This is a genomic window from Allobranchiibius sp. GilTou38 (assembly GCF_017565325.1).
GTDB lineage: Bacteria > Actinomycetota > Actinomycetes > Actinomycetales > Dermatophilaceae > Allobranchiibius > Allobranchiibius huperziae.
Genome location: NZ_JAGEKN010000008.1, coordinates 132,863 through 157,758, shown reverse-complemented (window position 1 = coordinate 157,758; position 24,896 = coordinate 132,863). Strand labels below are relative to the sequence as shown.

Here is a 24,896-nt window from a genome sequence, read left to right as displayed (position 1 = left end):
GGACGCGCCTTTCAGCGCGAAATCCGGCGCCCAGACTACCCGACCCCGTCGACCGTCATTCACGTCACTTCACCACCGGCGGACGGCGGGTCGTAGACCGGTCGGCGGCTGCGCACGAATCCCAGCACCTGGAAGATCTGCCATACCAGGACGACCACCACGACGCCGATCATCGTCGGCAGGGCTTGCAGATCGAGCACTGTGGTCGCGGCCAGCATGACCAGGAGCACGAGGATCAACTGGCCGAAGAAGACGGCCATCGCCGCGGCCATCAGGGCCACCGCGTTCACGTCGATGACCTTACGCATCACCAGCAGACCGGCTGCGAAGAAGATCAGGGCCAGGGCGGCCCCGAAAGCTGCGGACAGACCGGCTCGGCCACCGGCCACGATCCATGCCACGACGGCGGTCACGACGCCTGCCCCGAGGCTGGGCAGGAACGCCGTCCTCAGCATGGTGTCGAAGGGTGACGGCTGGGCCCGCTGGGCTGGCGCCGGTGCGGAGTCAGGCGACGGCTGAGAAGGCGGGGAGGGCTGAGAAGGCACTGAGTCCGTCATTGGGCTCGCTCTCCTGCCGGATCGTGGGCGTCCGCATCGGTCTCCCGGGGCGTCACGCGAAGGGGCAAAATAGCCGTTCGGCTACTTTGTGAAAACTATCACAAGCTCCTGCCGCGCTTCCACCTCGGGAGCCAACGGGTCAGTCCCGCGCTGATCGCGATGAGGACGACGAGGGCCGACAACGCCCACGCCGTCGACACGTACGTGAACATCAGCACCCCCAGTGCGAGCGAGGCCGACCAGAGGTAGAGCAGCAGCACGGCGCGGCGGTGGGAGTGGCCGATGTCGAGCATCTTGTGGTGCAGGTGCCCGCGGTCCGGCTTCCAGAACCGCAGTCCCCGTCGGCGCACCGCGAGGATCACATCCAGGACCGGCAGGGCGAGGATCGCCACCGGGAGGGCGATCGGCACCCAGAACGCCGCCGACTGCGACTTCACCTGACTGGGCTGCAGGGCCCCGGTGAACGTGATGGTCGAGGCCGACAGCAGCAGCCCGAGCAGCAAGGCACCGGCATCCCCCATGAAGAGGCGCGCCGGGAAGAAGTTGTGCGGCAGGAAGCCGAGGCAGCACCCCGCCGTCACCGCCGAGACGAAGGCCGAGGCGCTGAAGACGCTGTCGGAGGGGTTCAGGTAGACGTGCGCGACTTGATAGGCCCACAGGAAGAACGCGACCGCTGCGATGGCCACGAATCCCGCGGCCAACCCGTCCAGCCCGTCGGCGAAGTTCACCGCGTTGGTCATCGCGATGACGATCACGAAGGTGAGCAGGATGAGGATCGGCTGCGGCAGGATCGTGTAGGAATCGCCGGTCGGCAGCGCGGACAGCTGCACGCCTCCGAACGCCATCACCCCCGCGGCGATCAGCTGCCCGGCGAACTTGGTCAACGGGTCCAGCTCGCGGAAGTCGTCGATGGCACCCACCGCGGTGATGAACGCGGCCGCGATGAGGACGGCCACCACCTGATGGTTCGCGCCGTGCAGAAGGCTCGACGCGTGGCGCAGCCGACTCGCGATGAGCACCGCGGCCGCGAAACCGAGGAGCATCCCGACCCCGCCGAGTCGCGGGATCGGCACCGAGTGCACATCACGCCCGCGCACCGGGGTGACGGCGCCGAACCGCACCGCCAGCCAGCGGATCGCCGGTGTCGTCAGGTAGGTGACGACCCCGGCGATGACCGCGACGAGCAGGTATTCACGCACTGGGAGACGGGGCTGGTCCGGCCGAAGCCCTAGGCCGGCCGGGGATACGCCGGGAAGCGGCCCACGAGGTCGGTGACCTCGGCGCGGACGTCCTTGGCGACCGGGTGGTCGGGGTCACCGTCGGTCTGGGTGATGGCCCGGTGGATCAGGTCGGCGATCTGCACCATCTCGGAGGTGCCCATCCCCTGCGTCGTGACGCTGGGGCTGCCGACGCGGATGCCGGAGGCGACGTTGGGCTTCTGCGGGTCGAACGGGATCGCGTTCTTGTTGAGCACGATGCCGGCGGCGTCCGCCCGCTCCTCCGCCTGCGCACCGGTCACCTGCACGCCCTGCAGATCGTGCAGGGACAGGTGGGTGTCGGTGCCGCCGGTGGTGGGACGGATCTCCTTCTCCCCCAGCGACGTCGCCAACTGCTGCGCGTTCTCGATGACCTGGCGGGCGTACGCGGCGTACTCAGGCGTCGCGCACTCCTTGAAGTTGACCGCCTTGGCCGCGATCGTGTGCATCTGCGGCCCGCCCTGCATCATCGGGAAGACGGCCTTGTCCAGCTTCGCCGCGTGCTCGGCCTTGCAGACGAGCGCACCGGAGCGCGGACCGCGCAGCACCTTGTGGGTGGTGAAGGTGACCACGTCGGCGTACGGGACGGGCGAAGGGATCGCCTTTCCGGCGACCAGGCCGATGAAGTGCGCGGCGTCGACCCAGAAGATCGCGCCGATCTCGTCGGCCAGGTTGCGGAAGAACTTAAAGTCGATGAGCCGCGGGATGGCCGATCCACCGGCGAGGATCACCTTGGGCCGGTGCTCCTTGGCGAGCGCCTCGACCTCGGCGTAGTCGATGTTCTCCGACTCCTTCTCCACGCCGTAGCCGACGGCGTTGAACCACTTGCCGGAGAAGCTGACCTTCGTGCCGTGCGTGAGGTGCCCGCCCATCGGCAGCGACATGCCGAGGATGGTCTCGCCGGGCTTGAGGAACGCGCCGTAGACGGCCTGGTTGGCGCTCGCGCCGGAGTGGGCCTGGACGTTGGCGTGCTCGGCGTCGAACAGGCTCTTGCACCGCTCGATCGCCAGGTTCTCGGCCTTGTCGACCTCCGAGCACCCGCCGTAGTAGCGGCGGCCGGGGTAGCCCTCGGCGTACTTGTTGGACAGTGTCGAGCCCAGCGCGGTGAGCACCGCGGGGCTGGACATGTTCTCGCTGGCGATCAGCTGCAGGCCGCTGCGCAGCCGGTCCAGCTCGGACAGCAGCACCCCCGAGATCTCGGGGTCGAACGCGGCGAGGGCGTCGAAATCGGAGCCGTAGAAGGGCGTGGGCGAAGCGGTCATCGGGTCACCTTAGGCGTCGGACGTTGGAGTGGAACGGGTGCCGTCGGTGTGGTCCGAGGGCGGGGCGGGTAGGTCGGGCGAGGGCACCTCGGCGGACGGCGCACCGTCCTGCGGGAGGTCGCTCGCAGGCAACGTGCCGTCCTGCGGCGGCACGAACACGGGGTCGATACCGGCGTCCACATCGCCGTCGGGCGTGCCTTCGGGCTCGGTCTGCGACAGATCGAGCGGCTCGGGTCCGTCCTGATCGTCGGCGGGCGCTTTGGAGAGGCTGACCCCGTTCCCGGTGGAGGGCTCGATCAGCTCCACACCCGCCAGCACTTCGCGCAGCGCATCGGTGCCGATCGCGCCGGCCCGCAGCAGCACCGGGTCGGGCTTCGTGCAGTCCAGGATGGTCGAGGGTTCGGCGCCGCTGCGCTCACCGCCGTCGAGGTAGACCTCCACAGAGGGGCCGAGGGCGAATCCGGCCTCGGTGATCGTGGTCGCGGTCGGCTTGCCGGTCCGGTTGGCGGAGCTGACCGCCATCGGGCCCACCCGTTCGAGCAGCGCCAAGGCGACCTCGTCGTCGGGCATCCGCAACCCGACGGTGCCGTTGTTGTCGCCGAGGTCCCAGGCCAGCGAGGGCTGCGCGCGCAGGATCAGCGTGAGTCCGCCGGGCCAGAAGCGCTCCATGAGCCGTCGCGCGTACGACGGCACCGACATCGCCAGTCCGTCGACCGTCGGGAGCCCCGGCACGAGCACCGGCGGGGGCATCTCGCGGCCTCGGCCCTTGGCGTCGAGCAGCTTCTGCACCGCCGAGGGATTGAACGCGTCGGCGCCGATGCCGTAGACCGTGTCCGTCGGGAGGACGACGCACTCACCCAGGTCGAGTGCGGACTTCGCAGCGTCGAGACCGTCCTCCCGGGTCTGCGGATTCGCGCAGTCGAAGACGGGGCTCAACGAGGGACTCCTGCAGGTGTGGGCCGGGTGGGAGGCTCCAGGCTAATGGTCGGCGCTGGGCTCGACTACGTCCGCCACAACCCTTCATCCATCGCGCGTTGCAACATCGCACGGTGCGCCGCCGGGTCCAGACCCCTCGCCGCCGGCCAGTCCTCGTCGTAGTAGGTCGCGCTGTAGCGCTCGCCGCCGTCGCAGAGCAACGTGACGATGCTGCCGGTCTCCCCCCGCGCCTTCATCTCGCATGCCAGCTCGAGCACCCCGACCAGGTTCGTGCCGGTGGACCCGCCCGCGAACAGGCCGGTGCGCTCGCGCAACAGGTGAACGGCCGCGATCGAGGCGGCGTCCGGCACCTGGATCATCCGATCCACGATCTGCGGCTGGAACGACGGCTCGACGCGCGGGCGCCCGATGCCCTCGATCCGCGAACCCCGGCCGGTGACGTAGGAGGCGTCGCGGTCCACCCAGCCCCCGAAGAACGCGGAGCCCTCCGGGTCGACGACGCACAGCCGGGTCGGGATGCCCTGGTAGCGCAGATAGCGTCCGATCGTCGCGCTGGTGCCTCCGGTACCAGCGCCCACGACGATCCACGCCGGCTGCGGATGCCGCTCCAGCCGCATCTGATCGAAGATGGATTCGGCGATGTTGTTATTGCCGCGCCAGTCGGTCGCCCGTTCGGCGTAGGTGAACTGGTCGAGATAGTGCCCGCCGCACTCCCGCGCGATCTGCTCCGCGGCCGCATAGACGGCGCCGGCGTCGTCCACGAAGTGGCAGCGGCCGCCGTACCGCTCGATGAGCACGATCTTCTCGGCACTGGTCGAGCGCGGCATGACGGCCACGAAGGGCAGGCCCAGCAACTGCGCGAAGTACGCCTCGCTGACCGCGGTCGAACCGCTCGACGCCTCCACGACGGTCGACCCCTCGCGGATCCACCCGTTGCAGAGGGCGTAGAGGAAGAGGCTGCGCGCCAGGCGGTGTTTGAGACTTCCGGTCGGGTGGGTCGACTCGTCCTTGAAGTAGACGTCGATCCCGTCGAAACCGGCCAGGCGCAACGGGATCAGGTGAGTGTCGGCCGACCTGTTGGCGTCTGCTGCGACTTTGCGTACGGCGTCCGCGACCCAGGACCGCTCCTTCGGACAGCCGTGCTGCGGCTGGGTGATGGACATGCCGCAGGAGTCTAGGAGAGGGAAACTGCCCGCCGCCGACCGCCGACGTCGCCCAACAGGCCGTTATCCATCTCGCCCGGGACCGCGCGAACCTGCGACGGCGGAGGAGGCCCTACACCGCTCGTTCGGCATCGTGCATCGTGCCCGCCACACGGAAGCCGAACTGCCTGTTGAGTGCCAGCATCGGGGCGTTGGACTGCGACGTCCAGGTCTGGACGTAGTGCGCCCCGGCTGCGGTGTCGGCCGTGATCCGCTCGAGCTGGTGCAGGTTCGCGGCCTTCAGCGACCGGCCGACTCCCTTGCCCCGGGCCGCCCGGTCGACCAGCGTCGAGTCCTGCACCACGATCGCCGGCTCGTCGGCGTCGAGGAACATCTCGGTGAAACCCACCGGGCGGTCCCGCAGCAGCGCCATGCTGCGCAGCACGATCCAGCCCCGCTCGATCATCCGGCCCTCGTCCCGCGCATCCGCTCGACGTCGATCCGGGTGTCGCTCCGGGTCAGGTCCCCGACCGGGTGGTCCTCCTGCATCTGCTGCTTGAGGGCCGCCCACTCAAGCTCGTACCGCTGCGGGCACGCGCCGACCCACGACTGCACGCGTACCTCTGCGGAGGGTGGATCGACCTCCCCGTGACCGTCCCACGGCAGGTCGAGCAGCAGCCTGTCCTCGACGTTGCCGACCTGGAAGCCCTGGTCGCGCAGGAACCGTCCGGACCGCGTCGCCTCGAGGGCCTGCGCGCCGGGCACGTGCACCTCCGTCTGCAGGGTGGAGTGACCGCGCTCCTTAGCGAACTGCAGCGCGTACGAGGCAAGGTCACGACCGATGCCTCGTCCCTGGGCTTCCGGGGCGACGGCCAGCTCGACCTGGACGGGCTCGGCCGGGTCGCCCACGGCCGAGACCAGCTCCAGGGCGCCGACGAGCCGCGGGCCGTCGAGGGCGGCGTACCTGGAGCGGGTTCTACGCGGGTGCGGGTGCTCGGCCGAGTAGAGCTGGTGCGCCAGCGAGATCCACCACATCGGCCCCTGCCCCTGCGTGTACGCGGCCCGCAGGACCTCGTGCCACTGGCGCAGAATGGGGGACGACGGGTCCACTGCCACGATCCGGGGCTCGCTCATGGGGTCATCCTCCGACAGCGTCGTCCGCCTCCGCGAGCATGCCCCGGACGAGGGACTCGGCCATCCATCGCAGCACCTCCTCCTCCCGGCGCGGCCCGAGGCCGTCGACGTCGCGCAACACCACCATCGACTCCCATCCGATCACGACCGTGAGCGCCGCGACGAGACGCTCGTACTGCTCCTGCGTGAGCCGGTGCCGCATCGGTTGGACGGCGGCTTGCACCCATTCCAGGCGCCGGTACCCGCGGCGAGCGGCGCCCTCGGCAGCATCAGGGTGATCCGCGGCCGGCGCGTCCACCGTCAGCCGGATGATCTTGCGCCCCAACGGAAGCGTGCTCTCTGCGGTCCGCACCAGGTCGCGCACCAGCGAATCGACGCGGGCCGGCGCGTCGTCATCGTCGCAGAGCGCGGTCTGCACCTCGCCTGCGCTGAGCGCTCCGACCGTGGCGTCCAGCAGCAACTGGTCGAGGGTCGGGAAGTACAGGTAGACCGTGCGTCGGGACACGTCCGCGGCGGCCGCGATCTCGTCCACGGAGGGCGTGCCGCCCCCGGTGATGAGCGCGGTCGTCGCCTCCAGGATCGCCGCACGGGTGCGCCGACGTTGTGCGGCGCGCCCGCCCGACGCGGGCTCGGCGGATCGGTCCGACATCGTGCGTTGACGGGAACTCACCCTCGGAGTATACCTATATGCACTCATTGCACACACGTGCATCTAACGAGAGGCTGATCATGGTCCACTTCCTCAACTGCTTCGAGGTGCCGGCGTCGCGCGACGAGGAGTTCCTGTCGCTGTGGCGTGAGGTCAACGCGTACATGGCACGCAAGCCCGGGTACGTCAGCCACCGGCTGCACCGCGCGCTTGCCGACGACGCACGCTTCCGCTTCATCAACACCGCCGAGTGGGAGAGCCCGCGGGCGTGTCAGGAGGCACACGACGACGGTTTCCGGGCGCTTGTGGGCAAGCCGCAGTGGAGGGCGTTCCGCTCCACTCCCGGGCTCTTCGAGATCGTGCACGAGGGCTCGGCCGAGCTGATCTCCTGAGCGGGACGCCGGCTGTCAGCCGGCGACGTACTCCGCGAGGTGCTCACCGGTGAGGGTGGACCGGGTGCCGACCAGAGCGGCCGGCGTGCCCTCGAAGACGACCCGGCCGCCGTCGTGGCCGGCGCCGGGCCCCAGATCCACGATCCAGTCCGCGTGCGCCATGACGGCCTGATGGTGCTCGACCACGACCACCGTCTTGCCCGAGTCGACCAGCCGGTCCAGTAGCTGGAGCAGACGCTCGACATCGGCCAGGTGCAGCCCGGCAGTCGGCTCGTCGAGCACGAAGACGCCGCCCTTCTCGCCCAGGTGGGTCGCGAGCTTCAGCCGCTGCCGCTCGCCGCCCGACAGAGTGGGCAGAGGCTGCCCGATGGTGAGGTACCCGAGCCCCACGTCCACCAGCCGTTCGAGGATCGTGTGCGCGGCCGGGACGGCGGCGTCGCCCTCCCCGAAGAACCGCTCGGCGTCGGTCACCGACATCTCCAGCACTTCGCTGATGTCGCGGCCACCGAGTCGGTACTCCTGCACCGCCGTCTGGAAGCGCCGGCCCTCGCACACCTCGCACGTCGTGGCCACTCCGGCCATGATCGCCAGATCGGTGTAGATCACGCCGGCTCCCTTGCACGCCGGGCACGCACCGTCGGAGTTCGAGCTGAAGAGAGCGGGTTTCACGCCATTGGCCTTCGCGAAGGCCTTGCGGATCGGGTCCAGCAGGCCGGTGTACGTCGCCGGGTTGCTGCGCCGTGAACCCTTGATCGGGCTCTGGTCGATCGTCACGACACCGTCCTGGCCCGCGAGCGCGGCGGTGACCAGGGAGCTCTTGCCGGATCCGGCGACGCCGGTGAGGGCGACCAGCACACCGAGCGGGACGTCCACGTCGACGTCCTGCAGGTTGTGCAGGTCTGCTCCTCGCACTTCCAGCGCGCCCGTCGCAGCGCGTACCTGCTCCTTCATGCTCGCACGGTCCTGCAGGTGACGACCGGTGGCGGTGTCGGCCTTTCGCAGCTGCGCGACGGTGCCTTCGAAGCGGACCTCGCCACCCGCCGTACCCGCTCCCGGGCCGAGATCGACGACGTGGTCGGCGATCTGGATGGTCTCGGGCTTGTGCTCCACGACCAGCACGGTGTTGCCCTTGTCCCGCAGCCGGAGCAGCAGCTCGTTCATCCGTTGGATGTCGTGCGGGTGCAGCCCGATGGTCGGTTCGTCGAAGACGTAGGTGACGTCGGTGAGCGAGGACCCGAGATGGCGCACCATCTTCACGCGCTGCGCCTCGCCGCCGGACAGGGTGCCCGACGGGCGGTCGAGGCTGAGGTAGCCGAGACCGATCTCGACGAAGGAGTCCAGCGACTCCCCCAGCGACTGCAGCAGCGGAGCGACGGTCGGCTCGTCCAGGCCGCGCACCCACTCCGCGAGATCGCTGATCTGCATGGCCGACGCTTCGGCGATGTTGAGCCCGCCGACGGTGCTGGCCAGGACCTCCTCGGTGAGCCGGGTCCCGCCGCAGTCGGGGCAGGTGGAGAAGGTGACCACCCGCTCCACGAACGCGCGGATGTGCGGCTGCAGGGTGTCGATGTCCTTGGCCAGGAAGGACCTTCGGATCTTCGGGATGATCCCCTCGTAGGTCAGGTTGATCCCGTCGACCTCGATCCGGGTGGCCTCCTTGTAAAGGAGTGCGTCCAGCTCCCTCTTGGTGAACTTCTCGATCGGCTTGTCGGGGTCGAAGAAGCCGCAGCCGCGGAAGATCCGGCCGTACCAGCCGTCCATGCTGTAACCCGGGATGACGAGGGCGCCCTCGTTGAGCGAGCGGTCCGCGTCGTACAGCTGGGTCAGGTCGAAATCGGTCACCGATCCTCGGCCCTCGCACCGCGGACACATGCCGCCGGTGACGCTGAAGCTGCGCCGCTCCTTGGTCGTGCGGCCGCCCCGCTCCATGGTCACCGCCCCGGCGCCGCTCATCGAGGCCACGTTGAAGGAGAACGCCTGGGGCGAGCCGACGTACGGCGTGCCGACCCGACTGAAGAGCACCCGCAACATCGCGTTGACGTCCGTCGCGGTGCCCACCGTGGACCGCGCGTCGGCACCCATCCGCTCCTGCCCCACCACGATCGCCGTCGTGAGGCCGTCGAGCACGTCGACGTCGGGGCGCGCCAGCGTGGGCATGAAGCCCCGCACGAACGCGCTGTAGGTCTCGTTGATCAAACGCTGGGAGTCGGCGGCGATCGTCCCGAAGACCAGCGAGCTCTTCCCCGAGCCCGACACCCCTGTGAAGACCGTCAGCCGGCGTTTGGGGATCTGCACGCTGACGTCCTTCAGGTTGTTCACCCGGGCGCCCCGCACCGTGATCAGGTCGTGCTGGTCGGCGGCATGCGGTGTCGAGGACGGCGCCGGCGTGCGCCGTCGCCCCGAGGCCGTGCTCATCGTGTCTCCCTCTGCCGGCGCGTTCTCCGCACCGACCGCTCAGTGGACCTCGTTCATCCGGATCAGGTTGCCGGACGGGTCCCGGAACGCAGCGTCGCGCACACCGTACGGCTGCTCGATCGGCTCCTGCACGACCTCGGCGCCCGCCGCCTGGAGACGATCGAAGGTCTCGTCCAGATTCGGCGTGGCCAGCGTGATGATCGCGAAAGTGCCCTTGGCCATCATCTCGGTGATGGTGCGGCGCTCCTCGTCGGTGACACCGGGGTCGGCGCCCGGCGGGAAGAGCACGATGGACGTGCCGGGCTGACCGGCGGGCCCGACCGTGATCCAGTGCATCCCGTTGTAGCCGACGTCGTTCCGGACCTCGAAACCGAGGACGTCCCGATAGAAGGTGAGCGTCGCGGCCGGATCCGTCTGGGGCAGGAAGGCGTTGTGAATGGTGATGTCCATGGCGCTCACGCTAGATCCGCCGCCGCGAGACGGGCTTCTCGATTCCTGACCGGTCTGGTCACCTGTTTCACCACACACGACGGGATGCCCGACGTCGCGGACGCCACCTCACGGCGGTAGGTGCTGGGCGGCACACCGACCAACTCGGCGAACCGGCTGCTGAAGGTGCCGAGAGAGGAGCAACCGACCGCGAAGCAGACGTCGGTGACGCTGAGGTCGCCGCGGCGCAGCAGCGCCATCGCACGCTCGATCCGCCGGGTCATCAGATAGGCGTACGGCGACTCGCCGTACGCCGTGCGGAACTCGCGGCTGAGGTGGCCGGCCGACATGTGCACCCCGCGCGCGAGCGCCTCGACGTCCAGGGGCTGGGCGTACTCCCGGTCCATCCGGTCCCGGACCCGGCGCAGCAGGATCAGCGTGCGCAGTTGCGCCTGCGTATCGGGGCTGTCGTTCATCTGCGCGATCGTGCCACGCCGATCTGGTGCGCGCTCGCCGTCATGGGGCTCACCGGCCGGTCCGCGCCGATTCGCACGTGGTGGCGAGCTGGTCGATCGACTCCTGCAGGTACTCCGGCGGCCAGGGGGGCATCCGACCGAAGTCCTTGCGGGTCTGGGCAGAGGTGTCGCCCCAGTCGTAGGTGAGGGTGACCCGGGTGCCCTCGCCCTCGGGAACGAGGTCGTAGCGCCACTCCCAGCCGCCGAGGTGCAGCTCGCCGTCGCGGACGCTGCCCGGTCTCCAGGCGATGAGCCGCGGCGGCTCGAACGCCGTGACCATGTTGTCGATCCGATAGTCGCCGCCGACCCGCTCCAGGTACATGTTCATCGTGAAGACCTGCCCCGCGTGCGTGATGGGGTCGGTCTGCTCGGGTTCGCGGACCCATCTCCAGGGCGCGGGGTCGGTCTCCTGGTGCCGTGTCGGATGGGCCAGCACGTCGAAGACGGCTGCTGGTGGTGCGTCGACGAACCGGGTGACGCTCAGTTGCTCGGCAGTGCCATCGACCATGAGATCTCCTGTGCCAGAACGCATTGAGGGATGAGGTCCGCCGCAGGCATCCTCCGGAAGAGACGCGGGCGGCCGGCCGGTCGCGATGTGGACACCGTACACATCACCCGGGGCTCGCACCAGAGCGAACCGACCGCCGCGTGGCTAGGCTCACAGCACGGGCGCGCCGGACCGGGTGTACCTGCGGGGACGGGAGTACGTGATGGCCGGTGACCAGAAGATCGCGCCGCGGCAGGGGGTGTTGCGCCGCAAGCCGATCGTCAGTCACGAGGAGGCCGGCGGGCTGGAGCGCTCGATCGGTCTGTGGCAGCTCACCGCCATCGGGATCGGCGCCATCATCGGAGCCGGCATCTTCTCCCTGGCCGGGACGGTCGCCAACGGGGTCGCCGGCCCGGCGGTCAGCATCTCCTTCATCATCGCGGGCGTCGCCTCCGCGTGCGCCGCCCTCTCCTACGCCGAGTTCGGCGGGCTGATCCCGGCGGCCGGGTCGGCGTACACCTACGGGTACGCCGTGCTGGGCGAGCTCGTCGGCTGGCTCATCGGGTGGGACCTGCTCCTGGAGTACACGGCCATCGTGGCCGTGGTTGCCATCGGCATCTCGGGCTACTTCTCGTTCCTGCTGAACGACTTCGGCGCCCACCTTCCCGTCTGGATGCTGGGCGCGCCCGGCACCGGATCGGGCCATAAGGTCGACCTCTTCGCGATGATCCTGTGCCTACTCATCGCGGTGCTGCTCAACCGCGGCATCCGATCCAGCGCGCGCGCCGAGTCCGTCCTGGTCGTCGTCAAGGTGGCCATCGTCATCGCGGTGGTCGTCGTCGGCGCGTTCTACATCAAGGGCGGCAACCTGCACCCCTACTTCCCGTACGGCTTCGGCGGCGCAGTGACCGGTGCTGCCACAGTGTTCTTCGCTGTGTTCGGGTACGACGCGATGAGCACCGCCGCGGAGGAGTCCAAGGACGCCACGCGGATCCTGCCGAAGGCGATCATGCTCTCGCTGGCGATCTCGATGGTGCTCTACCTGCTGGCGTGCACGGTGCTCACCGGCATGCAGAAGTACGACAAGATCAGCACCACCAGCGGATTCGCCACAGCGTTCAAGTCCGTCGGGCTCGACCGGTTCGCCGACGTGGTCGCGATCGGCGCCATCATCGGCATCCTCACCGTGCTCTTCGGCTTCATGCTCGGCGCTTCCCGGGTGTTCTTCGCGATCAGCCGCGACGGGCTGCTCCCCGGGTGGTTCGCCAAGACCAACCGCTTCCACGCACCGCACCGGCCGACCTGGATCATCGGCGTGGTGTCGGCCGCCATCGCCGGTTTCGTCCCCATCGGCGACGCAGCCGAGCTGACCAACATCGGCATCCTGCTCGCGTTCATCGTGGTGTCCGCCGCCGTGATCGTCCTGCACTACCGCTCGCCGGACCTGCCCCGCACCTTCAAGACACCGGGCATGCCGGTCACCCCGTTGATCGGCATCGCGTTCTCGATCTGGCTGATCAGCAAGCTGGAGCCGGTCACCTGGCTGCGGTTCGTGGTGTGGGCGCTGCTCGGCATCATCATCTACGCGTTCTACGGCTACAAGCACAGCAAGGTCGGCGAGGGTGTCGCCGTACAGACCGAGGACGGCTGAGGGGACCGGTGCAGCTCGTCGACGAGAGCTACGACGGTCCCGCGCTGCGGGAGATCGTGAACGGCGCAACGGAGGCGGTGCGACTGGTCCGTTGCGATCTGCGGGAGATCGACCTGCGGGGTGTCGACCTCACCGAGGTGCATTTCGAGGAGTGTGTGCTGGACAACGCCGACCTGCGCGGTGCTGCTCTGGGGGGTGCGTCGTTCAGCGGATGTCGCCTGATGGGCGTCGACTTCGAGGGCGTCGGTGGCTTCGGGTTCACGATCAGTCGCTCGAACGCGTTCGCAGCCAACCTGATCCGTGCACCGCTGGCTCATGCGGACGTGTCCGGGACGAGGTTCACCGAAGCCATCCTGCGCGGCGCCGATCTGCGGTCGTGCATCTTCGACGGGTGTGACCTGAGCGGCGCGGACCTGGCCGAGGCGCAGCTGGAGCACGCCGACCTGCGGGGTGCCGGCCTGGGCCCGTGCGACCTCGACCGGATGCGCGCCCTGCGCGGCGCGATCATCACCACCACGCAGGCGGCGGCCATCGTCCGTGATCTCGCGGGTGCCACCGTCCTCTGAGACCGAACGGGCGGGGGTTCGCGCGCCGGGGTGCGCGGTGCGCAGTTTGCGTCTGCGGCCAGTGCTGCAGCCCTGGCCGCAGACGCAGAACCCCCACACGACCTCGGAGCGAGCGGTCAGCGGGACCTGCGCAGCCTGCTCACGACCGCAGCCGGGCGCTGCATCGTGGTGGCCCGGCCGTGCATCACGGTGATCAGCTGGGCGAACGTCGAGTCCTGCTTCGCGGTGCGGTCGAAGGTGGTCAGGAGCATCACCGGCTTCATCCGCCGCGACGCGATCGCCTTGGCGTAGGTGAACTCGCGCAGCCCGTCCGGGCCGTGGATGCGACCGAAGCCGGAGTCACCGACGCCGCCGAAGGGCAGCGAGGGGATGGCGGCGAATGAGATGACGTCGTTCACGGCCGTCATCCCGCAGCGGAGACGACGCGCGATCTCCGTGCCGTGCGCCTTGGAGAAGACGGTCGAGCCGAGGCCGTAACGGGTGGCGTTCGCCAGCCGCACCGCCTCGTCCATGGAGGCCACCTTCTTGACGGTGATGGTCGGACCGAAGGTCTCGTCCGTGTTCGCGGGGCGGTCCTCCGGTACGTCGACCAGCACGGTCGGCTGCACGAACCGGTCGCCGACCGCGCCCTCCCCACCGACCAGCGCTCGACCACCGGACGCGAGTGCGTCGTCGATGTGCCCGCGGATGAGGTCCAGCTGCTTGGGCAGCGTGGCCGGGCCGTAGTGGGCACCGGGGCCGCCGCCGGGGTGCACGTTCTGGGCGCGAGCCACGAGGGCGTCGACGAAGGAGTCGTACACCCGCTCGTGCACGTAGACCCGCTCCACGCCGATGCAGGTCTGGCCGGCGTTGGAGAACGCACCCCACGCGGCAGCGTCCGCGGCGGAGGCCACGTCCGCGTCCTCGTCCACCAGCAGAGCGTCCTTGCCTCCGGCCTCGACGATCACCGGGGTGAGGGTCTGCGCGCAGGCGGCCATCACCTTCTTGCCGGTCTCGGTCGAACCGGTGAAGGCCAGCTTGTCGACACCGGCGGTGCACAGGGCGGCGCCGGTCTCGCCGAGACCGGTCACCACCTGCAGCAGCGCGCGGTCCGGCACGACCTCGCGCAGCGACGCGGCCAGCCACTCGCCCACGCCCGGGGTCAGCTCGCTGGGCTTGAAGACGACGCAGTTGCCGGCTGCGAGCGCGTACGCGATGGACCCCATGGGGGTGAAGACCGGGTAGTTCCACGGCCCGATCACGCCGATGACACCGAGCGGCCGGTGCTCGACGACGGCCGACTGGTTGGCCATCAACAGGCCGGCGAAGGACTTGGTCGGGCCCAGGACCTTGCGCGCGTGCCCGGCCGCCCACGCCAGGTGATCGACCGTCAGGCCGATCTCCAACTGCGCGTCGGCGTGCGGCTTGCCGGTCTCGTCGTGCACCACGGCCGCGAGCTCGCCCATCCGCCGGGCGATGACCCCGCGCCACTTGCCGAGGATCTCCCGGCGGCCGTCGAATCCCAGCTCGTCCCACCATGCGGCGTCGGCACGGGCGCGACGTACGGCTTCGCGGACCGTCGCCTCGTCGTCGATCGCGTGGACGCCGACCACGTCGCCGGTGGCCGGGTTCAGCGATTCGAAGGTGCGCGGCTCCTGTTCGGCGGCGTCGGTCGCGGTGTCTGCCATGGCTGTGCTCATCGGTTCACTCCTGCATCGGCGAGGCGGTGGGACGGGTTCGAGGCGCGGCCGCGGAGCAGGTCCGCGGCGCGCTCGGCGATCATGATGGTCGGGGCGTTGGTGTTGCCGCGGGGCACCTCGGGCATGACCGAGGCGTCCACGACGCGCACGCCGGTCAGCCCGTGCACGCGCAGTTCGGCGTCGACGACGGCGTCGGGATGTTCGCCCATCGCGCAGGTGCCGACCGGGTGGTAGAGCGTCTGGGTCTCCCGACGGATGTGCGCCTCGAGCTGTTCCGTGCTCGGCGCGGCCGTGTCGGGCATGAACGGCGTATCCAGGTACGTCGCGAGCGGACCGGAGTTCGCGACGTCCAGCAGCCGTTCGCACCCCGCGAGCATCGCGTCGAGGTCGCGCTGGTCGTCGTAATACGCCGGGTCGATGCTCGGATGCCACGACGGGTCGGCCGACCGGAGCCGCAGCTGCCCGCGGCTGGCGACGCTCACCAGCGTCGTACCGATCGAGACCTTGCGCGACCCGGACTCGTGGGCAGCGTTGTCCCAGAAGCCCGTCGGGGTGAAGTGCACCTGCAGATCCGGCGCCGCCAGCCCCTCCCGGCTGTGGAAGAAGGCTCCGGCCTGGGCGACGTTGGACGTCAGCGGCCCCCGGCCCAGCGCCTTGGCCTTCAGGATGTTCGGCAGCGTGTTGAACTCCAGCAGATCCGTGGTGCCCTTGGTCTCCCAGATCAGCGGCACGAACGGGTGGTCGTGCAGGTTGGCCCCCACCCCGGGCAGATCGTGGCGCACGTCGACGCCGGTCTCCCGCAGGTGCCCGCCCGGTCCGATCCCGGACAGCATCAGCAGCTGCGGTGAATTGATCGCCCCGGCGCACAGGAGCACCTCAGCATCGACCCGCGCCGTGCGCCGCTCCCCCAGGTGCTCGAACGTCACTCCGACCGCGCGATCCCCGTCCAGCTCGATACGCTCCACCATCGCGCCCGTGATGACCTCGAGATTGGTGCGGCCGCGGGCGGGCTCCAGGTACGCACGTTCGGTGGACCAGCGACGGCCGCCCTTGCAGGTCACCTGGTAAAAACCGGCACCCTCCTGGCGGGCACCGTTGAAGTCGTCGTTCGCGCCCATTCCTGAGGCGACGGCGGAGGCGATCCACGCGTCGTTCAGTTCGTGGTCGTAGCGCCGGTCCTCCACGTACAGCGGGCCGTCCTGCCCGTGGAACGGGTCGCCGAGCCGCGAATTGTGCTCTGCGCGCTTGAAGTACGGCAGAACGTCGTCATACCCCCAGCCGGTGGCGCCGTGCGCGTCACGCCAGGTGTCGTAGTCGACTCGGTTGCCGCGGATGTAGATCATCGCGTTCATCGACGAACAGCCGCCGAGCGCCTTCATCCGCGGCCAGTACGTCGGTCGCGCGTCCAACTGCTTCTGCCCGGTCGTGTGGTAGTTCCAGTCCCACCGCGTCCGGAAGAGGGAGGGAAATCCGGCCGGGATGCTGATCTCGTCGGCGTCCGCCTCTCCACCGGCCTCGATCAGGAGCACGGTCGTGCCCGGGTCCTCCGTCAGCCGGGCGGCGAGCACGCACCCCGCGCTCCCGCCGCCGATGACGACGTAGTCGTAGGTGTCGTGCATGAAGCCTCCTGGCCACGATGACGAGCGAACCGCGGCCGGAATGACGCCGACCGGGTTGTGACCGACCTCACCCTACGCGTCAGTAGCCTTCCTCGACACCGGTGGCGCGAACCCCGTCCGCCGCCGGGGTTCGCCCCTCAACCGACCGCGAGGTCCGTGAGTGGCCGGTGAGGAGCGTCCGCGGCGAGCCGCCCGTCGGTGCGTGCTTGAGCAGACGCGGTGTGGCATCGTCCTCTGCGCTGACGTAGACGTTCGAGGCGCCGTCGACCTGCAGGTCACCGAGACGCGGGTTGTACGTCGTGGTGAATCCCGTCGCGAGCACCGCCGTCGGAGTCCCGCCGCCTGCGGGATAGCGCCCGATCTGCTGCACCTGCGAATACCCCGGGGCGCAGTGGGTGTGGGAACCGAAGCAACTCCCCGTCACGGCGCGGTAGAAGCTGCCCTCGGGGCCACTCCGGGCACGTCGAAGTGGTCGGCGTCGCCGATGAACGTCGGGGTCGTCGAGCCGGCAGCAAGCCGTACTCAGTAGTCGAAATACGTTTCCCCGGTGGCGTTCTCCTCGATGTACACCACCCCCTGGGCTCCTGCAGCGATCTTCTCGATCGCGGTGCTGTTGAGGACGACGGAGCGCGACGTCGAGTGCGTTCCGGAGGCGGGGTAGCTGACGATCGTCGTCGACGAATGACCGATGGCCGTGATCTGCGAGACGTTCCCCGCCCGGTCGGCGGTGAACTCCCAAGCCGCCCTCGCCACCACCGTGCGTGCGCCCGAGCGCGCGATCCTGGCGATCTGCGGACTCGGCGTGCTGTGCTCGACGAACACATCGCCCCTGCCGTCCATGGCGAGCCCGGTCGGCCCTGTGAGATCCGCCGGGGACCCGACGCGTCCCGACCCCGATGGGGCGCTGCGCCCCGCGACCATCATTTCTGGATTACCGGCGAACGGCGTGTTTTGCCCGATACGACCTGTGCTGCAAGCAACGAGGAACGCGCCGCTACGCGCGCCGTATCTCACCGACGACGCGCACTCACCGCACGGGGAAGTGCCGTGAGGTCGCGATGGTCGGCGACGTCGTCCCAGAGGCCCTGGGTCGACAGGCGGGCGGGTAGCGAATGCCCCTGCGAAGATGCGTGTTCCATCACCAGGAGACCGCCCGGCCGCAGCAGTTGAGCCGCCCGCGCCGCCACCTGGAACGGGATCCGTAAACCGTCCTCACTGCCGCCGTAGAGCGCGATCTGCGGGTCGTGGTCGCGCACCTCGGGGTCGATCGGCACCATCCCAACGGGGATGTACGGCGGGTTGCTGAGCACCACGTCGACCTGTCCGTCGAGCTCGGGGAACGCCGTGAGCGCGTCCTCGCATCGGATCCGCACGTCCAGCCCGAGCCGGTCGCGATTGGCCTGCGCCCATGCGCACGCGTCCGGCGAGAGCTCGGCGGCGTACACCGCCGCGGCCGGATGCTCGTCCTTCACCGCGAGCGCGAGCGCACCGGACCCGGCGCACAGGTCGACGACGACCGGGGCGGCGATCGAGCGCAGGGTGGGCGCCACGAGGTCGACGAGCATCTCGGTCTCCGGCCGCGGCACGAAGACCCCCGGCCCCACAGCGAGCTCAAGGTGCCGGAACGCCGCGCGTCCCGTGAGGTGCTGCAGCGGCACCCTCGTGGCACGCTCGTCGATCAGTGCCGAGAACCGCTGCAGCACAACGCCGTCGGGCATCCGGCCCAGCACCTCGGCGCGGCGTACCTCCGCGACGTCCGTGGACCAGGCATGCGCGAGCAGCGCGATCGCGTCGGTGTCCGGCGACCCGACTCCGGCGTGGGAGAGCCGCAGCGACGCATCGCGCAGCAGCAGGCGAAGCTCGTTCATCAGTCGCGGTCGGCGACCGCTGCCATCCGCGCGGACTCGTCGGCCTCGACCGCCGAGGCGACCACCGCGCCGAGGTCGCCGTCGAGCACGGCGTCCAGGTTGTAGGACTTGTAGCCGGTGCGGTGGTCCGCGATCCGGTTCTCCGGGAAGTTGTAGGTGCGGATGCGCTCACTGCGGTCGACCGTGCGCACCTGGCTCTTGCGCGCGGCGGACGCCTCGGCGTCCCGCTCGTCCTGACGGATCTGCCGCAGTCGGGCCTTGAGCACCCGCAGCGCCGACTCCTTGTTCTGCAGCTGGCTCTTCTCGTTCTGGCACGAGACGACGACGCCGGTCGGCAGGTGGGTGATGCGGACCGCCGAGTCGGTGGTGTTGACGCTCTGCCCGCCCGGACCGGAGCTGCGGTAGACGTCGACCTTCAGGTCGTTCGGTCCGAACTCGATCTCGTCGTCGTCACCGTCGTCGACGTCCGGCATCACCAGGACGCCCGCCGCCGAGGTGTGGATGCGCCCCTGGCTCTCGGTGACCGGGACGCGCTGTACGCGGTGCACACCGCCCTCGTACTTGAGCAGCGCCCACGGCGCGGTGCCCGGGTCCATGGTGCCCTTGGCGCGCACCTGCAGCCGGGCGTCCTTGTACCCGCCGAGGTCGGACTCGGTGGCGTCGACCAGGTCGGCGCGCCACCCGGCACGCTCGGCGTACCGCAGGTACATCCGCACCAGATCGCCTGCGAACAGCGCCGACTCCTCACCGCCCTCACCGGCCTTGACCTCGAGGATCACGTCACGGTCGTCGTCCTCGTCGCGCGGCAGGAGCAGCTTGCGCAGCGCGTCCTGGGCGCCGTCGAAGCGCGCCTGCAGGGACGGCACCTCGGCCGCGAACGACTCGTCCTCCTGCGCCAGCTCGCGCGCGGCACCGAGATCGTCGCCGGCAGCGAGCCAGGCGCGGTACGCGGCGACGGTCGGAGCCAGCGCGGCATACCTCTTGTTGAGCTTGCGCATGGCCGTGGGGTCGGCATGGATCGCCGGATCGGCGAGCCGGGCCTCGAGGTCGGCGTACTCCTGCGCGACGGCGGCGGCGGATTCCAACACGGCGAACTCCTTCGAGACGGTCGGTCAGGTGTCACGGGACACAAACAACGCGCCGGCCCCACCTGGAGAGGTGGAGCCGGCGCGTCGGAGGAGCTACTTGGCTTCGGCCTTCTTGCCGTAGCGCTCCTGGAAGCGGGCCACGCGGCCACCGGTGTCCAGAATGCGCTGCTTGCCCGTGTAGAACGGGTGGCACTGCGAGCAGGTCTCCGCAGTGATGGTGCCGCCCTCGGCGGTGCTGCGGGTCTCGAACGTCGCGCCACAGGTGCAGGTGACGGTCGTGGGACCGTACGCGGGGTGGATGTCCTTCTTCACGGGTTTTCTCCTAGCTGTCGATTGCCTCCGGGTCGCTCGCACGATGTGCGCGACGCGTGAACCGGTGGCCAGCGGGCCATTCTGCCAGAACCTCTGACCTCTTCCTAAACGATGCCGTGGCAGGTGCTATTCCTCGGCGTCACGGGCCGTCGGAAGCGGCCTTCGGGGGGCCGTCCGTAGGCGCGGTCATTCTACTACCCGTGGGTATCGAGTACGGGTGCCGGTTGTGCGCCGCACCCCCCTTAGGGGTGCTCCTGTACCCATGACCACTGCCACTTCACCGCCGGAACATGCCCTGCGCAGGGACCACGAGGCGCCGCTGACCCCACCCGTGCGGCACTTCCTGCGCAAGATGACGGTGGCCACCGGCGGTGGGATGTTCATCGACGGTTTCGTCTTCGCGACCTTCGCCGCGGCCATGGCGGGCCGCGCCCACGACGAGCTGCACGTCACGGGCCACTGGGACTCCTGGATCTCCGCATCGGTGCTCATCGGCACCTTCTTCGGCGGCCTGATCATCGGCTACATCACCGACAAGATCGGCCGCAAGCCAATGTTCACCTTCGACCTGATCCTCTTCAGCAGCTGCGCCTTCGCGCTCTTCTTCGTGCAATCGGCCTGGCAGGTCTTCGTACTCGGTGTCGTGATGGGAGTCGCCGTCGGCGGCGACTACGCGATCGGGTCCCCGCTGCTCGGAGAGTTCTCCCAGAAGAAGGACCGGGGCAACTACCTCGGCCTGCTGGAGATCAGCTGGAACGTCGGCTACGTGATCGCCTACATCATCGGCTACGCCATCAACTCCTACTGGCCAGGCGGCTGGCGACTGATCCTCGGCGCCAGCGTCGTGCCCGCGGTCATCTGCCTCTTCATCCGCCACGGCCTGCCGGAGTCGCCGCGCTGGCTGATGAGCAAGGGTCGTGACACCGAGGCGAAGCGGATCTACCGCAAGGAGCTGCAGGTCCGCGACGTCGGCGACCTCAGCGAGGAGGAGCCGCAGGAGACCAACTACCGGCTGCTCTTCTCCAAGGAGTACATCCGTCGCACCCTCTTCGTGTCGATGTCCTGGAGCGCCATCGTGATGCCTTACTTCGCGCTGACCTTCTTCGGTCCGACGATCCTGAAGTCGCTCGGCCTTCGCGACGCTCTCTTCGGCGCGCTGCTCGGGACGATCGTGGCGTTGATCGGCGCGACCATCTCCTGGAAGTACATCGACCGGGTCGGTCGTCGCCCCATCACGATCATCCCGATGTTCGTCTGCGCGGTCTTCCTCTTCCTCGCCGCGCTCAACTCCCAACTGCCGCTCGTCTTCGGTGTCGTCGCCTACTTCGGCTACCTGTTCTCCTACGGGATCATGAGCATCACCACGGGCATCTACCCCTCGGAGGTGTTCCCGAGCTCGGTCCGCGCCTCCGGGCTGGGCGTCGCCAGCTCCACCAGCCGGGTCGCCGCGGCGATCGGGACGTTCATGCTCCCGATCGTCAACGACGACTTCGGCACACCCACCGTGCTCGTCATCCTGGGCGTCGTCTCCCTGGGCGGCGGGATCATCTCCTACATGTGGGCGCCGGAGACCAACGGTCAGTCGCTGACCGAGAGTTCGCACCGCGACCTGACGCACCGCAAGGCCGTACCGGTCGTCCCCACGGCGGCCTGATAAACGCGAACGCCGCCCCACCGAATCGGTGGGGCGACGTTTCGTCGTTCCCGCCGCCGGATGTCAGCGGATCACCGGCGTATGCACCAGAGATCCGCTGACAACGGCGGGGTGAGAGGTCAGTCCTCGTCGTCGAGCTTGATCGAGCTGGTCTGCTGCACCTGCATCAGGAACTCGGTGTTGCTCCTGGTCTTCTTCAACCGGTCGAGCAGCAACTCGATGCCCTGCTGGGGGTCGAGCGCGGCGAGCACGCGACGCAGCTTCCACATGATCTTCAGCTCGTCGGACGCGAGGAGGATCTCCTCGCGGCGGGTGCTGGAGGCGTTGAGGTCGACCGCGGGGAAGATCCGGCGCTCGGAGAGCATCCGGGACAGCCGCAGCTCCATGTTGCCGGTGCCCTTGAACTCCTCGAAGATGACCTCGTCCATCTTGGACCCGGTCTCGATGAGCGCCGTGGCGAGGATGGTCAGCGAGCCGCCGAACTCGATATTGCGCGCCGCACCGAAGAACTTCTTCGGCGGGTAGAGCGCGGCACTGTCCACACCACCGGACAGGATGCGCCCGCTCGCCGGTGCGGCGAGGTTGTAGGCGCGTCCCAGCTTCGTGATGGAGTCCAGCAGGACGACGACGTCCAGGCCCTGCTCGACCAGCCGCTTCGCGCGCTCGATGGCGAGCTCGGCGACCTGGGTGTGGTCGGTGGCGGGCCGGTCGAAGGTCGAGGCGATGACCTCGCCCTTCACGGCGCGCTGCATGTCGGTGACCTCTTCGGGCCGCTCGTCGACCAGCACCACCATGAGGTGGACCTCGGGGTTGTTGACCGTGATGGCGTTGGCCACGGCCTGCATGATCATCGTCTTACCGGCCTTGGCCGGCGCCACGAAGAGACCACGCTGGCCCTTACCGATCGGTGCGACGAGGTCGATGATCCGGGTGGACAGGATGTTCGACTCGGTCTCCAGGCGCAGACGCTCCTGGGGGTAGAGCGGCGTCAGCTTGCCGAATTCGACCCGCTCGCGCGCCTTCTCGGGCGTCATGCCGTTCACGGTGTCGAGACGGACCAGCGCGTTGAACTTCTGACGCGCCGGCAGCTGCTCGCCCTCACGCAGCGCCCGGACCGCGCCGGTGATGGCGTCGCCCTTACGCATGCCGCTCTTCTTGACCATGTTGATCGGCACGTAGACGTCGCTCTGCCCCGGCAGGTAGCCGGTGGTGCGCACGAACGCGTAGTTGTCGAGCAGGTCGAGGATGCCGGCCACGGGCACGAGGACGTCGTCCTCGCGCACCTGGGTGTCCACGTCGCCGAAGTCGTCGGCGCCACGGCCGCGCTTGCGGTCGCGACCGCGCTGACGACGACGGCCGCCCCGCTCGTCGTTCCAGTCGTCGCCGCCACGGCCACCGGCGTTGTTCTGGTTGCCCTGGTTGCCCTGCCCCTGGTTGCTACGGCTCTGGCCGGCGTTGCCCTGACCGCGGTTGCCGCGGTCCTGCTGGGTGTTGCCGCCCTGGCGGCCGCCACGGTTGTCGTTGCCGCGGTCGTTGCCGCCGCGGTTCTCGTTGCCCCGGTCGCTCCGGTTGTCCTGCTGGGCGTTGCCGCCCTGGCGACCGTCACGGTTGTCGTTGCCGCGGCCGTCATCACCACGGTTGTCGTTGCCGCGGTTCTCGGTTCGTTCGTTCGAGCCCTGCTGGTCACGCTGGTCACGACGGTCGTTGCCGGACTGCTCACCGGAGGAGCGGTCGCCCTCGTCACGGCGGGCGCGACGCGGCTCGTCGTCCTGGCGGGTCTGGACGGTCCGGCCGTTCCGCTGCGCGCGATCGGTGACATCGGGCGCCGTACGCGACTGCTCCGGTGCAGACGTCGCCTCGGGAGCACTGTCCTGCTCGGCGCGGGCAGGTGCCTGCACGGCCGGCGCGGGGGGCGCCGACTGGGGAGTGGTGGCGGGCGCTGTGACCCGGCCGCGCTCACGGCGCGGAGCGGTCGTGGCGGCTGCGGTGTTCCCCTGACCCCGCTCGCGGATGGCGGTCAACAGGTCGCTCTTGCGCATCTTGGACGTGCCGCTGATGCCCATGGTCGAGGCCAGTTGCTTCAACTCGTCCAGCTTCAGAGCGCTGAGCGAGCCGGTGGAACGAGGCGCGCCCTGCTCGGGCGCGGCAAGTTCGGTGGTGTCTGTCACGAAGGTTCCTTCCCCCTCGTCAGAAACCGGCTGAGCCGGTTATCAGATTGCGCGGCAAGCACTTTCGGCAGCCACGATTTTCCTTGCGGAGAGCCGCCCGAGGTAGCCCGGCGATGGGTTCTTCGCAATGGTGATGCACTCACAGGCCCGGACTTCGTCACGCGGCCTTGGGTGTGATGTGCAATGCAAACTTACACCGTCGTGCGGCTCAGAGCGAAAAAACGCGCAAGCCGCCCTCGGCTATTCCCGGGGTCGTCCTCGCCCAGCGGTCGTCCGCGAGCACCGCGGCGGCCCGGGTGCGGGTGGTGAGCACCAGCACGGACGGGCCTGCACCGGACACCACGGCGGCGTGCCCCTGCGCCCGCAGCGCGTCGACCAACTCCATGGTCGACGGATAGGAGGCACGGCGCGCCTCCTGGTGCAGCCAGTCCGCGGTCCCGGCGAGCAGCAGATCCGGCCGACGCGTCATGGCCTCGATCAACAGTGCTGCGCGCCCTGCGGTCTGCGCGGCGTCCCCGAGCGGGACGTCGGCCGGCAGCACCGAGCGCGCCCGTTCGGTCGAGAGCGTGGCGTCGGGGACGAAGAGCACCGGCTCGATGTCCGGGTGCACCGGCGGGCAGGTCGTCATCCACTGGTCCCCCGATCGCCACGAGACCGTCAGGCCGCCGTAGACACTCGCCGACGCGTTGTCCGGGTGACCCTCGAGGTCACCGGCGATGTCGCTGACCGTATGCCGGGCCGCGTCGTCCAGACGCGGGTCGACCAGGGCCAACGCCGCAGCGACTCCGGCCACGATGGCAGCGGCCGAGGACCCGAGCCCGCGAGAATGCGGAACACCGTTGTGGCAGTGCAGCTTCAGGCCCGTTGGGCTCGCGACTCCCAACCGCTCCCATGCGGTGCGCATCGAGCGCCACACCAGGTGTGTCTCGTCGTCGGGCACGACGCCGGCACCCTCGCCGTCCACGCTGATGTGCAGCCCCGAGGCCACGACCTCCGCCGTGACGACGTCTCCGAGGCCGAGCGCGAGGCCGATCGAATCGAAGCCGGGTCCCAGGTTGGCGGTGCTTGCCGGGACCTCGACGCGGACCTTACGGCCCAATGGGAACTGTTGTGCCAT

At 69.3% G+C, this 24,896-nt stretch carries 25 protein-coding genes; 4 read left to right on the top strand and 21 right to left on the bottom strand.

Going from position 1 to position 24,896, the window contains the following annotated elements:
* Positions 1-59: 59 nt before the first annotated feature.
* From JOB34_RS12280 to JOB34_RS12245, 8 genes are all read right to left on the bottom strand, one after another.
* The gene (locus tag JOB34_RS12280) at positions 60-455 is read right to left on the bottom strand and encodes a hypothetical protein (protein ID WP_208052991.1); all 396 of its coding nucleotides are present in this window, start codon (positions 453-455) and stop codon (positions 60-62) included.
* Between the two features lie 200 nt (positions 456-655).
* Entirely contained in the window at positions 656-1,756 is a 1,101-nt protein-coding gene (locus tag JOB34_RS12275; protein WP_208052990.1) for an MraY family glycosyltransferase, read from the bottom strand.
* A 29-nt stretch (positions 1,757-1,785) separates the two neighbouring features.
* Positions 1,786-3,075: a serine hydroxymethyltransferase gene (glyA, locus tag JOB34_RS12270; protein ID WP_208052989.1), complete on the bottom strand. Its 1,290-nt coding sequence runs from the start codon at positions 3,073-3,075 to the stop codon at positions 1,786-1,788.
* 9 nt (positions 3,076-3,084) lie between these two features.
* Positions 3,085-4,011 carry an L-threonylcarbamoyladenylate synthase gene (locus JOB34_RS12265; protein ID WP_208052988.1) on the bottom strand — a complete coding sequence of 309 codons (927 nt, stop codon included), beginning with the start codon at positions 4,009-4,011 and terminating at the stop codon, positions 3,085-3,087.
* Between the two features lie 65 nt (positions 4,012-4,076).
* Positions 4,077-5,174 carry a PLP-dependent cysteine synthase family protein gene (locus tag JOB34_RS12260; protein WP_208052987.1) on the bottom strand — a complete coding sequence of 366 codons (1,098 nt, stop codon included), beginning with the start codon at positions 5,172-5,174 and terminating at the stop codon, positions 4,077-4,079.
* A 112-nt stretch (positions 5,175-5,286) separates the two neighbouring features.
* Positions 5,287-5,619, bottom strand: a complete 333-nt coding sequence (locus JOB34_RS12255; RefSeq protein ID WP_208052986.1) for a GNAT family N-acetyltransferase — start codon at positions 5,617-5,619, stop codon at positions 5,287-5,289.
* Positions 5,616-6,287: a GNAT family N-acetyltransferase gene (locus tag JOB34_RS12250; RefSeq protein ID WP_208052985.1), complete on the bottom strand. Its 672-nt coding sequence runs from the start codon at positions 6,285-6,287 to the stop codon at positions 5,616-5,618. The genes JOB34_RS12255 and JOB34_RS12250 overlap by 4 nt, the downstream gene beginning before the upstream one ends.
* A 4-nt stretch (positions 6,288-6,291) precedes the next feature.
* Positions 6,292-6,957, bottom strand: a complete 666-nt coding sequence (locus tag JOB34_RS12245) for a TetR/AcrR family transcriptional regulator (protein WP_208052984.1) — start codon at positions 6,955-6,957, stop codon at positions 6,292-6,294.
* A 59-nt stretch (positions 6,958-7,016) separates the two neighbouring features.
* On the opposite strand from JOB34_RS12245, the gene JOB34_RS12240 reads away from it, so the two are divergent.
* Positions 7,017-7,328: an antibiotic biosynthesis monooxygenase gene (locus JOB34_RS12240; RefSeq protein ID WP_208052983.1), complete on the top strand. Its 312-nt coding sequence runs from the start codon at positions 7,017-7,019 to the stop codon at positions 7,326-7,328.
* Between the two features lie 15 nt (positions 7,329-7,343).
* Here the strand turns inward: JOB34_RS12240 and JOB34_RS12235 are convergent, their stop codons facing one another.
* Genes JOB34_RS12235 through JOB34_RS12220 form a run of 4 tightly spaced genes read right to left on the bottom strand, consistent with a single transcriptional unit; the run spans position 7,344 to position 11,195 of the window.
* Positions 7,344-9,743 (bottom strand): excinuclease ABC subunit UvrA, encoded by a 2,400-nt coding sequence (locus tag JOB34_RS12235; protein ID WP_208052982.1) that lies wholly within the window; start codon positions 9,741-9,743, stop codon positions 7,344-7,346.
* A 39-nt stretch (positions 9,744-9,782) separates the two neighbouring features.
* Positions 9,783-10,193, bottom strand: coding sequence for a VOC family protein (locus tag JOB34_RS12230; protein WP_179482055.1), 411 nt, complete (start codon positions 10,191-10,193; stop codon positions 9,783-9,785).
* Between the two features lie 5 nt (positions 10,194-10,198).
* Entirely contained in the window at positions 10,199-10,648 is a 450-nt protein-coding gene (locus JOB34_RS12225; RefSeq protein WP_208052981.1) for a helix-turn-helix transcriptional regulator, read from the bottom strand.
* Between the two features lie 49 nt (positions 10,649-10,697).
* Positions 10,698-11,195 (bottom strand): SRPBCC family protein, encoded by a 498-nt coding sequence (locus JOB34_RS12220; protein WP_208052980.1) that lies wholly within the window; start codon positions 11,193-11,195, stop codon positions 10,698-10,700.
* Positions 11,196-11,397: 202 nt separating this feature from the next.
* Between JOB34_RS12220 and JOB34_RS12215 the strand changes: the two genes are divergently transcribed.
* Positions 11,398-12,825, top strand: a complete 1,428-nt coding sequence (locus tag JOB34_RS12215) for an amino acid permease (protein WP_208052979.1) — start codon at positions 11,398-11,400, stop codon at positions 12,823-12,825.
* 8 nt (positions 12,826-12,833) lie between these two features.
* On the top strand, positions 12,834-13,391 hold the full coding sequence (locus tag JOB34_RS12210) for a pentapeptide repeat-containing protein (RefSeq protein WP_208052978.1): 558 nt from the start codon (positions 12,834-12,836) through the stop codon (positions 13,389-13,391).
* Positions 13,392-13,507: 116 nt separating this feature from the next.
* Here JOB34_RS12210 and JOB34_RS12205 read toward each other — a convergent pair whose 3' ends face one another.
* The 7 genes from JOB34_RS12205 to rpmE form a co-directional block, all read right to left on the bottom strand.
* Positions 13,508-15,070, bottom strand: coding sequence for an aldehyde dehydrogenase family protein (locus JOB34_RS12205; RefSeq protein ID WP_243758032.1), 1,563 nt, complete (start codon positions 15,068-15,070; stop codon positions 13,508-13,510).
* On the bottom strand, positions 15,067-16,689 hold the full coding sequence (locus tag JOB34_RS12200; RefSeq protein ID WP_208052977.1) for a GMC family oxidoreductase N-terminal domain-containing protein: 1,623 nt from the start codon (positions 16,687-16,689) through the stop codon (positions 15,067-15,069). Before JOB34_RS12200 ends, JOB34_RS12205 begins: the two co-directional genes overlap by 4 nt.
* Before the next feature lie 79 nt (positions 16,690-16,768).
* Positions 16,769-17,059: a hypothetical protein gene (locus tag JOB34_RS12195; protein WP_208052976.1), complete on the bottom strand. Its 291-nt coding sequence runs from the start codon at positions 17,057-17,059 to the stop codon at positions 16,769-16,771.
* Positions 17,060-17,211: 152 nt separating this feature from the next.
* Entirely contained in the window at positions 17,212-17,529 is a 318-nt protein-coding gene (locus JOB34_RS12190) for a hypothetical protein (protein WP_208052975.1), read from the bottom strand.
* Between the two features lie 170 nt (positions 17,530-17,699).
* Positions 17,700-18,557 (bottom strand): peptide chain release factor N(5)-glutamine methyltransferase, encoded by an 858-nt coding sequence (gene prmC, locus JOB34_RS12185; RefSeq protein WP_208052974.1) that lies wholly within the window; start codon positions 18,555-18,557, stop codon positions 17,700-17,702.
* Positions 18,557-19,645, bottom strand: coding sequence for a peptide chain release factor 1 (gene prfA / locus JOB34_RS12180; protein ID WP_208052973.1), 1,089 nt, complete (start codon positions 19,643-19,645; stop codon positions 18,557-18,559). Before prfA ends, prmC begins: the two co-directional genes overlap by 1 nt.
* Before the next feature lie 93 nt (positions 19,646-19,738).
* Positions 19,739-19,957 carry a 50S ribosomal protein L31 gene (rpmE, locus tag JOB34_RS12175; protein ID WP_179482075.1) on the bottom strand — a complete coding sequence of 73 codons (219 nt, stop codon included), beginning with the start codon at positions 19,955-19,957 and terminating at the stop codon, positions 19,739-19,741.
* Between the two features lie 262 nt (positions 19,958-20,219).
* Between rpmE and JOB34_RS12170 the strand changes: the two genes are divergently transcribed.
* Entirely contained in the window at positions 20,220-21,611 is a 1,392-nt protein-coding gene (locus JOB34_RS12170) for an MFS transporter (protein WP_208052972.1), read from the top strand.
* 119 nt (positions 21,612-21,730) lie between these two features.
* Here the strand turns inward: JOB34_RS12170 and rho are convergent, their stop codons facing one another.
* Together rho and thrB are read right to left on the bottom strand one after the other, a co-directional pair.
* Positions 21,731-23,779: a transcription termination factor Rho gene (rho, locus tag JOB34_RS12165; RefSeq protein WP_208052971.1), complete on the bottom strand. Its 2,049-nt coding sequence runs from the start codon at positions 23,777-23,779 to the stop codon at positions 21,731-21,733.
* A gap of 208 nt (positions 23,780-23,987) precedes the next feature.
* Complete coding sequence (gene thrB / locus JOB34_RS12160; protein ID WP_208052970.1) at positions 23,988-24,896, bottom strand: homoserine kinase; 909 nt, start codon at positions 24,894-24,896, stop codon at positions 23,988-23,990.

Bases quoted from the DNA above. Each gene is read 5' to 3' on its own strand.
- JOB34_RS12190 (WP_208052975.1), bottom strand. From the start codon at position 17,529: ATGGACGGCAGGGGCGATGTGTTCGTCGAGCACAGCACGCCGAGTCCG.
- JOB34_RS12205 (WP_243758032.1), bottom strand. From the start codon at position 15,070: ATGAGCACAGCCATGGCAGACACCGCGACCGACGCCGCCGAACAGGAG.
- JOB34_RS12280 (WP_208052991.1), bottom strand. From the start codon at position 455: ATGCTGAGGACGGCGTTCCTGCCCAGCCTCGGGGCAGGCGTCGTGACC.
- JOB34_RS12225 (WP_208052981.1), bottom strand. From the start codon at position 10,648: ATGAACGACAGCCCCGATACGCAGGCGCAACTGCGCACGCTGATCCTG.
- glyA (WP_208052989.1), bottom strand. From the start codon at position 3,075: ATGACCGCTTCGCCCACGCCCTTCTACGGCTCCGATTTCGACGCCCTC.
- JOB34_RS12250 (WP_208052985.1), bottom strand. From the start codon at position 6,287: ATGAGCGAGCCCCGGATCGTGGCAGTGGACCCGTCGTCCCCCATTCTG.
- JOB34_RS12215 (WP_208052979.1), top strand. From the start codon at position 11,398: ATGGCCGGTGACCAGAAGATCGCGCCGCGGCAGGGGGTGTTGCGCCGC.
- JOB34_RS12235 (WP_208052982.1), bottom strand. From the start codon at position 9,743: ATGAGCACGGCCTCGGGGCGACGGCGCACGCCGGCGCCGTCCTCGACA.
- JOB34_RS12240 (WP_208052983.1), top strand. From the start codon at position 7,017: ATGGTCCACTTCCTCAACTGCTTCGAGGTGCCGGCGTCGCGCGACGAG.
- JOB34_RS12220 (WP_208052980.1), bottom strand. From the start codon at position 11,195: ATGGTCGATGGCACTGCCGAGCAACTGAGCGTCACCCGGTTCGTCGAC.
- JOB34_RS12260 (WP_208052987.1), bottom strand. From the start codon at position 5,174: ATGTCCATCACCCAGCCGCAGCACGGCTGTCCGAAGGAGCGGTCCTGG.
- JOB34_RS12255 (WP_208052986.1), bottom strand. From the start codon at position 5,619: ATGATCGAGCGGGGCTGGATCGTGCTGCGCAGCATGGCGCTGCTGCGG.
- thrB (WP_208052970.1), bottom strand. From the start codon at position 24,896: ATGGCACAACAGTTCCCATTGGGCCGTAAGGTCCGCGTCGAGGTCCCG.
- JOB34_RS12230 (WP_179482055.1), bottom strand. From the start codon at position 10,193: ATGGACATCACCATTCACAACGCCTTCCTGCCCCAGACGGATCCGGCC.
- prmC (WP_208052974.1), bottom strand. From the start codon at position 18,557: ATGAACGAGCTTCGCCTGCTGCTGCGCGATGCGTCGCTGCGGCTCTCC.
- JOB34_RS12200 (WP_208052977.1), bottom strand. From the start codon at position 16,689: ATGCACGACACCTACGACTACGTCGTCATCGGCGGCGGGAGCGCGGGG.
- JOB34_RS12170 (WP_208052972.1), top strand. From the start codon at position 20,220: ATGACCACTGCCACTTCACCGCCGGAACATGCCCTGCGCAGGGACCAC.